9 protein-coding genes and 2 pseudogenes are annotated in these 13,094 nt (G+C 36.1%); 6 read left to right on the top strand and 5 right to left on the bottom strand.

The window, feature by feature from the left end:
- The first annotated feature begins 13 nt into the window (after window positions 1-13).
- A complete protein-coding gene (locus QM406_RS02325; protein WP_414273304.1) occupies window positions 14-478 on the top strand; it encodes a restriction endonuclease subunit S in 465 nt (154 codons plus the stop codon).
- Here QM406_RS02325 and QM406_RS02320 read toward each other — a convergent pair.
- The 5 genes and pseudogenes from QM406_RS02320 to hsdR all read right to left on the bottom strand — a co-directional run.
- Window positions 426-1,001 (bottom strand): annotated as a pseudogene (locus QM406_RS02320) (restriction endonuclease subunit S); the annotation flags it as partial. The gene QM406_RS02325 and the pseudogene QM406_RS02320 sit on opposite strands and share 53 nt — an antisense overlap.
- Window positions 1,002-1,045: 44 nt before the next feature.
- Window positions 1,046-1,843, bottom strand: coding sequence for a tyrosine-type DNA invertase PsrA (psrA, locus tag QM406_RS02315; RefSeq protein ID WP_281335187.1), 798 nt, complete (start codon window positions 1,841-1,843; stop codon window positions 1,046-1,048).
- Window positions 1,844-1,899: 56 nt separating this feature from the next.
- Window positions 1,900-3,357 (bottom strand): restriction endonuclease subunit S, encoded by a 1,458-nt coding sequence (locus QM406_RS02310; RefSeq protein WP_414273295.1) that lies wholly within the window; start codon window positions 3,355-3,357, stop codon window positions 1,900-1,902.
- A pseudogene (locus QM406_RS02305) lies at window positions 3,357-4,819 on the bottom strand (N-6 DNA methylase). The gene QM406_RS02310 and the pseudogene QM406_RS02305 overlap by 1 nt, the downstream one beginning before the upstream one ends.
- Window positions 4,820-4,831: 12 nt before the next feature.
- The gene (gene hsdR, locus QM406_RS02300; protein ID WP_281335184.1) at window positions 4,832-7,165 is read right to left on the bottom strand and encodes an EcoAI/FtnUII family type I restriction enzme subunit R; all 2,334 of its coding nucleotides are present in this window, start codon (window positions 7,163-7,165) and stop codon (window positions 4,832-4,834) included.
- A gap of 606 nt (window positions 7,166-7,771) precedes the next feature.
- Between hsdR and QM406_RS02295 the strand changes: the two genes are divergently transcribed.
- The 5 genes from QM406_RS02295 to QM406_RS02275 all read left to right on the top strand — a co-directional run bounded on the left by QM406_RS02295 (window position 7,772) and on the right by QM406_RS02275 (window position 13,069).
- On the top strand, window positions 7,772-8,278 hold the full coding sequence (locus QM406_RS02295; protein WP_248034724.1) for a DUF2812 domain-containing protein: 507 nt from the start codon (window positions 7,772-7,774) through the stop codon (window positions 8,276-8,278).
- A 167-nt stretch (window positions 8,279-8,445) separates the two neighbouring features.
- On the top strand, window positions 8,446-9,480 hold the full coding sequence (hrcA, locus tag QM406_RS02290) for a heat-inducible transcriptional repressor HrcA (RefSeq protein ID WP_049508275.1): 1,035 nt from the start codon (window positions 8,446-8,448) through the stop codon (window positions 9,478-9,480).
- A 132-nt stretch (window positions 9,481-9,612) separates the two neighbouring features.
- A complete protein-coding gene (grpE, locus tag QM406_RS02285) occupies window positions 9,613-10,128 on the top strand; it encodes a nucleotide exchange factor GrpE (protein WP_301559790.1) in 516 nt (171 codons plus the stop codon).
- A gap of 292 nt (window positions 10,129-10,420) precedes the next feature.
- Window positions 10,421-12,244, top strand: a complete 1,824-nt coding sequence (dnaK, locus tag QM406_RS02280; protein ID WP_414273294.1) for a molecular chaperone DnaK — start codon at window positions 10,421-10,423, stop codon at window positions 12,242-12,244.
- A gap of 192 nt (window positions 12,245-12,436) precedes the next feature.
- Window positions 12,437-13,069: a DJ-1/PfpI family protein gene (locus QM406_RS02275; protein ID WP_414273293.1), complete on the top strand. Its 633-nt coding sequence runs from the start codon at window positions 12,437-12,439 to the stop codon at window positions 13,067-13,069.
- Window positions 13,070-13,094 lie beyond the last annotated feature (25 nt).

The following is a 13,094-nucleotide window of genomic DNA, read 5'->3' as shown; positions in this document are numbered from 1 at the left end:
CACTGGAAATAGTATTAACTCTACTGAAAAGAAAAAATATTTTTCTGGAGTAGATGGGATTAATTATATTGCTACCAAGGATGTCAATTTTGATAACACTATTAATTATGATAACGGCATTAGAATTCCCGATAACTATTTGTCAAAATTCAAAATTAGCTATTTCAATTCTGTATTGCTGTGCTTAGAAGGTGGCAGTGCTGGACGCAAAATAGGATTGTTGAAACAAGATGTCTGCTTTGGTAATAAGTTGTGTAATTTATCATTTTACTACGGAGAAAATAAATTTCTTTATTATTTTCTTCAAAGTCCACAATTTTTAAGTGATTTCCAAGAAAATAAATCTGGAATAATTGGAGGTGTTAGTAAAAATAACTTGGGGAACATATTGATTCCTGTATTACCTAGAAATGAACAAATGCGTATTATTCAGGAAATTGACTTACTTTTTCAAAAAGTTTCTCAACTTTTTGAGTAATAAGTTCCTGTTCCTCAAAAGGAGCTAACGGAATTAATAGCTCGCTCAGTGTAGTTTTAGGAATATTATATAAAGCTTGACCTGATAGTTTAGTTATTGCTTTCAATTGTTTATAAAATAACGGAGAGGACAAGTTAAATAATAGAAATTTTGAAATAATCTCTGAACTTTCGAATGGTGTTAATTGGAAAATAAATCCTCCAGCCACAACACCATCATAGTCTTTATCGATTCTTGCAAACTTTCCAATATGTTCTAAAGAGGTTGATACAGGTGTTATTAGCTGATTATGTTTTAAATAAACTTGCTCAGAGGAGATGAATTGTGTATCAATGTAGTAATCATTATCCAAAAGAGAAAATTCTAAAGGCTTAATATTACCACCACGTATAATTCTAACACCTTTATTATTAATGCTTAAATCGCCCTTCTTGTAAGAAAGACCTGTATTTATTGAAAAAATATCTTTTATTTTTATAACAACCCAATTCATAGGTATATTCCCATAATAAGAGCCACAATCACAAAAAAATAGCAGATAGTCAATTTGACCACCTGTTATTTTTTTTACCAATTAACAATTTTATCTACAATATTTTGTTGTTCGGTAGCTGTTTTTCTTAGATAAATTCGAGTAGTTTCTATACTTTCATGTCCCATCAAATCTGCTAGCAAAGCAATATCGTTATACTTCGCTAAAAAATTCTTAGCAAATAAATGTCTAAAAGAATGAGGATAGACTACTTTAGAATTCATTTTGTATTTATCTGCATAATTTTTTAACTGTTGAGCAACTCCTCTTGCTGTAATTGGTTCGTTAAATTTATTCAAAAATAAATAACCACTTCGGCGATTTTCTGATTCTAACCAACTAAGACAACTATTTCTTAATTTTTTAGGAATGTACAGTCTACGAATTTTACCACCTTTTGAGTAAATGTCAAAATAACCGATTTCTACATGCTCTACTTTTAGTTTAATAAGTTCACTTACACGAGCCCCAGTTGCACCTAAAAACCAAACGACAAAATGCCATTTTAAAATACCATCTTTTTTCAAACTACGTTTAAGAAAAAGGTAATCAGCATGGCTAATGACATCTTCTAAAAACGGTTTTTGCTGTACTTTGACAAATTTTAATTTCAAATCATCATGACCAATAAAAGCCAGATATTTATTTACTCCTTGTAGTCGCAAATTGACAGTTTTAGGTTTAAAATTGTCTAATAAATATCCTTTGTATTCAAATAATTCTTCCATTTTGAGTTCGTAATTCTCCAAGAAAAATCGAACACCATAAAGGTACGAACGCACAGTATTTTCAGCTAAACCAGCTTTCTTCAAATGTAATTCAAAATCTTTCAACGCAAAACTCCTATCTTATGTTTGATAGAAATTCCACCGCACGTAAAACTATTATACTAAATTAGTCGATTAATTTGTGAGAATATTTGAGTGATTTTACTTGATATACGTTTTTGTTCTTGGATTGGAGGAAGGGCGACTATAAGTTCTTTAAATAACGTTTTATTAAGATGAGGGATCGCAGATCCAGTTTTTGAATTTTTTAAAAGTTCTTTTTTACTGTCTATATATAAATCTATATATTTCTTTGACCCAGCTTCTAGATAGTGAATTTTCTTAAACGTTGACCCCATATATCCATCATGAGGTATTATAAATAACTCTCCTGAATTTTCTCCATCTACAAGAATTACTGTATCTTTTGAATGTACTTTATTGCCTTTTTCTTTAAATTCAGCATCCTTAATCCCTCGTAAAGTCTTTGCATCCCAATAAATAAGATGTTCATTTTGTTGTTTAGTTCCATTATCCAATTGCAATAAATTTTTTAATTTCAAAAGTTGCCAAGTATTTGGTACTTCATCATAATAAGAGTTATCATCTCCTTGGGAAACAATTGAAATCTCTAAATCTTTCTTTTTAATCTTACCTTCTTCAAAGAGTTTTTGTTTTTCTGCTCGTATTTTTTCAAGTAAAACTTCAACTGGTTCATCATTTGGGTCTTGTTCTACTATTTTTCCTTGCATAGCATATTGAAGAATAGATTTTTTTAGTTTATCTGGAAATTCTTTATCTATCTGTTCTAGTCTGTTATAACTTTCAGCATATTCATCTACTTTTTCTAAAGCTGATTCGATTGCTTCTACTATTCGTTGTTGTTCAGCTAGCGGAGGGATAGCAATTAACAATAGATTAAAATTATAATCATTGATTGCAGGATAACTTGTTCCAGTAGATTTATTATTAACACGATTGATAAAATTATCTGATAATAAATAATATTTCAAATATGTTTCGTTAAGTAAAGTATCCAAAACAATAAATGCTGTACTAGCTATCAAATACTCTTTAAGTTCTATAACTACAGCAATATTTTTTAGATATGGTCTAACTGTTGAAAATAAGACACTATTCTGCGAAACTAATTTTCTAGCACGGGAAGGCGCTTGTTCAGGTGAAAGATATTGTAGATTTTTATAGTTGATTATATTCTTTTTTCTATCAATACTAGACGTATCAATATACCTAAAGAATTTCTCTGGCTTATTTTGCCCAAAATTCCAATAAATTGATTTTATCCTCACCCACTTCCAATTCTCAGGAATATCATAAGGAACATCAATTTCTTGAGTGCTTCCATCAGCAAACTTCTCATAATGTTTCCCATCATCACCACGAAATATCTCGGTTTCCTTTTTATCTCGTTTGATTTTTCCTTCACTGATAAGCTTTTCTTTTTCAGTTTTAATTCTCTTTAACAATTCACTTGCAGGTTCGTCATTGGGATTTTGCGGCACTAATTTCCCTTCCATCGCTCTTTGGAGAATGCTTACTTTAAGTTGTTCTGGTGTCATTATTTGTCCTCCAACAACTGCAAAATATCAGCTAATACATTATCAATCTTATGATTTAAAGTTGCTCTTTCCGCTTGATAATTCTGAATCAACTCAAAGGGATTTAAGATTTCTTCTTCCTCTTTTGGAAAACCACACTGGTCTAAATTATAATTCAACTCAGCCAATTCACTAGGTGTAAATGATTTAGATTTGTAGAACTTACCTTCCAGAATCTCTTCACGATTTTCCCACCAGTCACGAACAGGATTGAAGTGTTCTGACTTCATCGGCTTAGTTTTCGAGAAATTTTTATAACCATCTGGCATATCTAAACGATAAAACCAAGTTTCTTCTGTTTTCTTTGTTTTATCAAAGAAAAGAATGTTCGTATGGATTCCTGTATACGGTGCAAAGACACTATGAGGCAACCTAATAATCGTATGCAAGTTGAACTCATCTACCAGTTTTTGTTTTAAGCGAGTTTTTACACCTTCACCAAATAGAAAACCATCAGGTAAAATAACTCCAACACGACCATTTTCTTTCAAACGATACATAATGACAGCCATAAATAAATCAGCCGTTTCAGAACTCCGTAATTCTGCTGGAAAGTTATTTTTTATTGTTTCTAATTCTGACCCTCCAAAAGGTGGATTCATCATAATAATGTCAAATTTTTCATCATCCGTATATTCACGAACATTTTTCTCCAAAGTATTTCCATGAACAATTTTAGGGTCATCAATTTCGTGAAGAAACAGATTTGTAACTGCTAAAAGATGAGGAAATGCTTTCTTTTCAATACCAAAAACAGCTGTATTATATTTTTTGGTATCTTCACTAGTTTTACGTTGACTACTTAAACGGTTCAGAGTCGAAGTCAAGAAGCCTCCTGTTCCGCAAGCAAGGTCTGCCATTGATTCTCCAAGTTTTGGGTCAAGAACTTCGGCGATAAAATCAGTCGCTGCACGTGGCGTATAAAATTCTCCTGAGTTCCCAGCATTTTGAATATCTTTAAGAATTTTTTCGTAAATATCATTAAACGAATGACGATCTTCAGGGCTATTGAAATCAACTTCATCAATAACATTGATGACTTGGCGTAACAAGACGCCATTTTTCATATAGTTGTTCGCATCTTCAAAAGCTGATTTAACAATCGTTTTTCGAATAGGCATATTTGAAGTTATTTCAAGCTCTTTCAACTCTTTGAATAACTTGTTATTGACAAAATCAAGTAATTCATCGCCTGTCAATACCCGTTCCCCATTTTGAGCATGAGCCCAATTCCGCCATTTAATTCCTCTGGGATAATTGACTCATACTCGTCCTCTTCTAATTCCCAAACCATTTCACGGCTATCATAAATTTTTAAGAATAATAACCAAGACATTTGCTCAATACGTTGAGCATCACCATTAACACCAGCATCGTTTCGAGTGATATCTTGAATTCTTTTTACAAATGATGTAATTGACATACTTTCCTTTCATTAAGCTACTGTAAATAGCTCTTTCTCCAATTCTTTAATTGCTTGTAAATATCGTTTTTTATCTCCAAAATAAGTATTGATGATTTTGAAGGTTCCACCATATATCTGAAATTCTGGAAGTTTTAATGTTTCAATGCTTTCGAGTTCTCCAATACCTTTATCCATGTATTTGTCCAGTAAAATTTCCAAAACAGCACGCGCTTCCTCACTATATTTATATAAATATCCGCTTTGTTTGAGTTTATTAATACGTTCCGTTTTGGTTAATTCTTTTTGACCATAGGCAAGTTTTAGGAGTAAATCAAAATCATCGATTTCTTGTTCTGATATTCCCTCCGACTCTCGAATAGCATCTAGATAAACTCCTTTTTTATAAAGTTCGTCTAAGATAAGCTTCTTTTTATCCGCCGTATGCCAAACTGTGATAAAATCGTTCAAAGTGGCGTAGCTACCTAAGATATTCTTCCGAGTGTAGTCGGTCAGGTTTTCGGTAATCAGTTTCCCGTTTTCGTCCAATACTTGAACAGTAGAATTAAGAATGGTAACCTGCTTATCTGTAACGATATATTTTTCTACTGGGTCACCACCTTCGTTTACAAAACCAGGTGTAGTACCATTGTTTGTTTTTGCGCCCGTTTCCAGAACCTTCACTGGTTCACCATCAAAATCAGGGTCGGCAAACAAATTGGTAACATTTCGAAAATCAATAATCGTAAAAAATTCTTTCCCCTTTTGAGGATAAAGACGTGTGCCACGACCAATAATTTGTTTAAATTCAGTCATGGATTGGATATTAGAGTCTAAAACAATCAAACGACATGTTTTAGCATTAACTCCTGTCGTTAATAATTTAGACGTTGTTACAATAGCGGGAAAATTAGAATTGACATCCATAAAGTTATCCAGTTGAGCTTTTCCTTCAGCGTTGTCACCAGTTACTTGCATGACATAACGATAGTCTTCTTGGACTAAGTCTAGATTCTCTTTGACAAGTGCAGCACGCATTCGTTCGGCATGGTCAATATCAACACAAAAAACAATTGTTTTATCAAATCGTGCATTGTTTTGCTTCATATAATCAGAAACAAACTTGGCAACTCTTTGTGTTCTATCATCAATGACAATGGTTTTGTCAAAATCTTTCCTGCCGTAGTACCTATCTTCTATTAATTGTCCGTTAGAATCAACTTTTCCAGTTTCTGGGCGATAACCATCCACATCCACATCTAAATTAACCCTCATAACACGATATGGAGCCAAAAAACCATCCTCGATTCCCTGTTTTAAACTATAAGTATAGATTGGCTCACCAAAGTATTCTGTATTGGAAGCATTCTTGGTTTCTTTAGGAGTAGCGGTCATCCCAATCTGTGTCGCAGAACTGAAATAATCAATCACCTTACGCCAGTTACTGTCTTCCTTAGCTGAACCACGGTGCGCTTCATCAATTACGATTAAATCAAAGAAGTCTTTGTCAAACTTGTGATAACGTGTTTCAGTTCCATCTTCACCAGTAAGTTGCTGATAAAGCCCTAGATAAATTTCAAAAGAATTTAATTTTTCAGGAGCAGTCAAAAGTTTTGGTGTAATTTTCGTCATTACCTTTTCGAATGGCTTAAAGTCTTCAGCCATCGTTTGGTCTACTAAGATGTTTCTATCCGCTAAGAATAAAACTCGTTTAGCCAAACCAGCTTTTCGAAGGCGATGAATAATTTGAAAAGCCATGAACGTTTTCCCCGTTCCTGTTGCCATCACAAACATTACTCGTTTTTGTCCTCTGGCAACTGTTTCAATAGTACGGTTGATAGCTATTTGCTGATAATAGCGTGGCGTTTTCATTGAGAAGGCATCTGTATAGTATGGAGTTGAGATAGCTTCTGTAATCTCGTACGTCAATCCTTTTTCCTTCGTCATACGAGAAAATAATTCTTCACGAGTAGGGAATTCGTCTAACTCCAGCTCACGTTCTTCTCTCGTGATACGGTCGTGTTCAATAAAGCCATCACCATTCGAAGAATAAACAAATGGAACATCTAAAATCTCTCCATATTCAATAGCTTGTTGTAATCCTGCTCGAACGCTGTGTTTATTATCCTTTGCCTCAACAATTGCAATTCGAGTTCCAAATTGGTAATACAGTGAATAGTCTGATTTTTTTCCTTCTTTGCGACGAGCCTTATCTCCTCTAACCTCAATTCGACCATCAGTGAAGTATTCTTCGTAAGCGATATGCTCACCATTTTTCCATCCTTTGGATACAATAGCAGGAGTGATGAAATTTGCTTTAATATCCTCCTCACTCATTTCTTTCTTAGACTTTATAAACTCAACCATATTGAACCTCCGCATTCTAAAAGTCTACTTCTCCATAAAATAAACTATCAGAACAAATTATACTTCTATTATATCACACTTATAAAAACACTCTGCTGAATTGTTGAAAATAAGTATGCAATATACTTTCGCATTGCGTCGGATTATCTCCGCATAACACCGCTATTTTTCGCCGTTTTCGGCAGGCGACTTATTATAATTCTACAAGCACTTTCAGTCGGGCTGGTGAGCTATTTTTCAAAAATAAATAATCACATTTAAACATTTTGAAAGTATAAAATATCTACATCAGCAGTTCAAAAATTGGCGTAAATTTCACCATAATATTTTTGTTTAAATAAAGATTTTTTTATGTCAAACGGATTTTAACAATGCGGATGCTTCCTGTCTTGTTTCTCTTTTCAGCGCTACTACCGGTTTTCTCAAAGTTACTCAGTGGAAGAGGTTCTTTCAGTTGGGGAATGTTTTTGATTGTTAGCATAGACTGTACTTTATTGATAGTTTTTGCGATTCAGATTTCTTATATTTGTTGGAGATTGTTTCAAAAATGGAAAGAATTATCCGATAAATAAAATCAAGCATGTTTTCTAATTTGGAGGTCAGACAATGAATAGCAAAGTACAATTTCGAATGTTTACCATTTTTGATTTGGATAAGGTAGAAGATTATTTGCATGAGATGTATTTGAAAGGTTGGAAATTTAAATCGAATCGTTTTGGATTTTTCTATTTTGAACAATGCCAACCAGATGATGTGGTTTACTGTGTATGGAATACTAGCTATCTTAGAAAAAATGAGGTAGATTTACAAAGTATTAAGGATAGAAGATGGGAATTTGTGGAAAATTGTTCTTATACTGTTTTTCGAAAGGCAACTTGTGATGTAGATTTAAATGATCAATCTTTCATGGACAATCGTCTTCGATGGGCTGGTGTGAAATCTGGATTTCGTACAGCTACAGTTTCTATCTCTGGCGGTCTAGTTGTTTGTATGAGCCTGTTTCGCGAAAGTCTCTCTCGGTCTTTCTTCATTATTTTTGCCCTATATGCTCTCATGATTACTTATCTAATCTATAGTTTTTACAGACTTAGACGGAAATATCTGCTTGATTGACAATAGTTTCTAGGTCCTCAGACTGATTTTTAGCACTCTTGATAAAAGAGTGCTAATTTTTTGAGTTTTTGTCTTGACATTCTCTTTTAAGGGTGTATAATAGAATCATAAGTTAGCACTTAGATGCGCCGAGTGCTAAAAAAGATCTATCAGAGAGGAGTAGCGAGATGGTTACAGAACGTCAGCAGAATATTTTAAATCTGATTATTGACATCTTTACCAAAACGCACGAACCTGTTGGATCTAAGGCCTTGCAAGAGTCTATCAACTCTAGTAGTGCTACCATTCGAAATGATATGGCAGCCCTAGAAAAGCAAGGTTTGCTTGAAAAGGCTCATACTTCCAGTGGTCGGATGCCCAGTGTGGCTGGATTTCAATACTATGTCAAACACTCTTTATCCTTTGACCGTTTAGCCGAGAATCAAGTTTATGAGATTGTAAAAGCCTTTGATCAAGAATTCTTCAAACTTGAGGATATCCTTCAAGAGGCAACGAAAATCTTGTCAGACTTGAGTGGTTGTACGGTTGTAGCACTGGATGTTGAACCAAGTAGGCAGAAGCTAACAGCTTTTGATATTGTTGTCCTCGGACAACATACAGCTCTGGCAGTTTTTACGCTTGATGAGTCTAGAACAGTTACCAGTCAGTTTTTGATTCCGAGAAATTTCTTGCAGGAGGATTTAAATCGCCTCAAGACCATGATTCAAGAGCGTTTCCTGGATCAAACTGTTTTGGATATTCACTACAAGATTCGGACAGAGATTCCGCAAATTATCCAACGTTACTTTACAACAACGGATAACGTCATGGACCTCGTCGAACATATCTTCAAAGAAATGTTCAATGAAAATATCGTGGTTTCTGGAAAAGTCAATCTTTTGAATTTCGCAAATCTAGCAGCTTATCAGTTTTTTGATCAGCCACAAAAGGTAGCTTTGGAAATTCGAGAGAATTTGATAGGAGACCAGATGCAGAGTGTCCGAGTTGCGGATAGTCAAGAATCTTGTCTTGCTGACTTAGCGGTGATTAGCAGTAAGTTCCTGATTCCTTATCGTGGATTTGGAATTCTTGCGATTATAGGTCCGGTTAATCTGGATTATCAACAATTGGTCAATCAACTCAATGTTGTCAATCGAGTTTTGACAATGAAGTTGACGGATTTTTACCGCTATCTCAGCAGTAATCACTATGAAGTGAATTAATACTCTTCAAAAATCAAATTCAAACCACGTCAACGTCGCCTTGCCGTACTCAAGTACAGCCTGCGGCTAGTTTCCTAGTTTGCTCTTTGATTTTTATTGAGTATAGGATTGAAATCATTAAAGGAGGCGAAAATGGCCCAAGATATTAAAAATGAAGAAGTAAAAGAAGAGGAAGTTGTGGAAACAGCTGAAGAAACAACTCCTGAGAAGTCTGAACTGGACTTGGCAAATGAACGTGCCGAAGAATTTGAAAACAAATACCTTCGTGCTCATGCAGAAATGCAAAACATTCAGCGTCGTGCCAATGAAGAACGTCAACTCTTGCAACGCTATCGCAGTCAAGATTTGGCGAAAGCAATCTTACCATCACTTGATAACCTTGAACGCGCCCTTGCAGTTGAAGGTTTGACAGATGATGTGAAGAAGGGCTTGGAGATGGTCCAAGAAAGTTTGGTACATGCTCTGAAAGAAGAAGGAATCGAGGAAATCGCAGCTGATGGAGAATTTGACCATAACTACCACATGGCTATTCAAACGGTTCCAGCTGATGACGAACATCCAGCAGACACCATCGCACAGGTCTTCCAAAAAGGCTACAAACTCCATGACCGCATCCTACGCCCGGCTATGGTAGTGGTCTATAACTAGGCGATAAGTCAGAAATCTGTGATTTCGACTCCTCGTGTCGTAACATAATAGAAACCTTGTCCGAAACGACAATAAACTATGAAAGAAAGATAAGAAACGGTTCGGCTTTACCAATAGTGAGCGTAGCGAACCAAAGGCGATACTCTTCGCCGTGGCGGTATTTTCGCAAACTTTGAGACCTGAGGCTCAAAGTTTAGTCAAAGAGATTGACGAAGTCAAGCTCTGACGGCGTCGCCACTTAAGAAGAGTATCAAAAAGAAAAAAAGAATATAAAATTTAAGGAGAAAAACATATGTCTAAAATTATCGGTATTGACTTAGGTACAACAAACTCAGCAGTAGCAGTTCTTGAAGGAACTGAAAGCAAAATCATCGCAAACCCAGAAGGAAACCGTACAACTCCATCTGTAGTATCATTCAAAAACGGCGAAATCATCGTTGGTGATGCTGCAAAACGTCAAGCAGTCACAAATCCAGATACAGTTATCTCTATCAAATCTAAGATGGGTACTTCTGAAAAAGTTTCTGCTAACGGTAAAGAATACACTCCACAAGAAATCTCAGCTATGATTCTTCAATACTTGAAAGGTTATGCTGAAGAATACCTTGGTGAAAAAGTAACGAAGGCTGTTATCACAGTTCCAGCTTACTTTAACGATGCTCAACGTCAAGCAACTAAAGACGCTGGTAAAATTGCTGGTCTTGAAGTAGAACGTATCGTCAACGAACCAACTGCAGCAGCCCTTGCTTATGGTTTGGATAAGACTGATAAAGAAGAAAAAATCTTGGTATTCGACCTTGGTGGAGGTACATTCGACGTATCTATCCTTGAATTGGGTGACGGTGTCTTTGATGTATTGGCAACTGCAGGGGATAACAAACTCGGTGGTGACGACTTTGACCAAAAAATCATCGACCACTTGGTAGCAGAATTCAAGAAAGAAAACGGCATTGATTTGTCAACAGACAAGATGGCCCTTCAACGTTTGAAAGACGCGGCTGAAAAAGCTAAGAAAGACCTTTCTGGTGTAACTTCAACACAAATCAGCTTGCCATTCATCACTGCTGGTGAAGCTGGACCTCTTCACTTGGAAATGACTTTGACTCGTGCCAAATTTGACGATTTGACTCGTGACCTTGTAGAACGTACAAAAGTTCCAGTTCGTCAAGCTCTTTCAGATGCAGGTTTGAGTTTGTCAGATATCGACGAAGTCATCCTTGTTGGTGGTTCAACTCGTATTCCTGCCGTTGTTGAAGCTGTTAAGGCTGAAACTGGTAAAGAACCAAACAAATCAGTGAACCCTGATGAAGTTGTGGCCATGGGTGCTGCTATCCAAGGTGGTGTGATCACAGGTGATGTGAAAGACGTTGTCCTTCTTGACGTAACACCATTGTCACTTGGTATCGAAACAATGGGTGGAGTCTTCACAAAACTCATCGACCGCAACACAACTATTCCAACATCTAAATCACAAGTCTTCTCAACTGCAGCAGACAACCAACCAGCCGTTGATATCCACGTTCTTCAAGGTGAACGCCCAATGGCAGCAGATAACAAGACTCTTGGACGTTTCCAATTGACAGATATCCCAGCTGCACCTCGTGGTATCCCACAAATCGAAGTAACATTTGACATCGACAAGAACGGTATCGTATCTGTTAAAGCGAAAGATCTTGGAACTCAAAAAGAACAAACAATTGTCATCCAATCTAACTCAGGTTTGACAGACGAAGAAATCGACCGCATGATGAAAGATGCAGAAGCTAACGCTGAAGCAGATAAGAAACGTAAAGAAGAAGTCGACCTTCGTAACGAAGTAGACCAAGCTATCTTTGCGACTGAAAAGACAATCAAGGAAACTGAAGGTAAAGGCTTCGATGCAGAGCGCGATGCTGCCCAAGCTGCCCTTGATGATCTTAAGAAAGCCCAAGAAGATAACAACTTGGACGAAATGAAAGCAAAACTTGAAGCATTGAACGAAAAAGCTCAAGGACTTGCGGTGAAACTCTACGAACAAGCCGCAGCAGCGCAACAAGCCCAAGCAGGAGCAGAAGGCTCACAAGCAACAGGAAACGCAGGCGATGATGTTGTAGACGGAGAGTTTACGGAGAAGTAAAACAATCCAGTGGATTGTTTTAGCGGAACCTCCTAAAATAAAGAAAGGTTCCGAGATTTTAGGATTCCTTTAATCCGAAACTCAATTCAGCATTACTAGTTTGATTTTTAAAACTTAAACTAGTAAATATAAGAAGAAATCCAGAGGTTGCAACCCAGCCTCTGTTTTTCGGTAAAATAGAGGATGTTGCGTATGAAAAAAGTACTTTGTATCATTTATCCTAATTTTTCTCTTTATGAAATAACCGCTTTAACGAGTACTTTAGCTCTGTCTTTTGACGTCACGATTGATTATGTCGCTTCAGATCACTCGATGGTGGTCTCTGAGGATGGTTTGCCCTGTCAACCAACGAAAACACTAGATCAGATCCGTATAGAAGAGTATTCTTGTGTGATTTTGCCAGGAATGGTAAACATAGGATCTGCCCTACAGGATGAGAAATTGATTTCGTTCTTGAGGGACCTTGGTGAGCGAGATGTCTTGATTGCAGCCATTTCTTCAGCGCCTCTTTTATTAGCGAAAGCAAGTTTGCTGAACGATACGAAATTTACAGGTGGAATTTGGCAAAACTTCTTTGATTATTTTGAATTTCTTCTACGTGAGAATTTCCAACCGAAAGTGCTTGTGCAAGATAAACAAATCATTACGGCTATAGGCTTTGCGCACCAAGAGTTTGCAAGAAAAGTAATTCTTAGTCTAGGTTTGGCAGAAAATACTGACAACTATTTTAAAGAACAGAACGAGTATGCTGAAGAGGATTTGATATTTACTCTATCAGACCAGGAGTTTGATCAAGTGAAGCGAAGTATAGAAAACATCCTCTAAAGATTACATGAAAATTATAGAAAGG

The organism is Streptococcus infantis, assembly GCF_047465035.1.
In the GTDB taxonomy this organism is placed as follows: Bacteria; Bacillota; Bacilli; order Lactobacillales; family Streptococcaceae; genus Streptococcus; species Streptococcus infantis_T.
The sequence above is the reverse complement of the archived record's forward strand: the minus strand, read 5'-3'. Positions and strand labels throughout refer to the sequence as shown.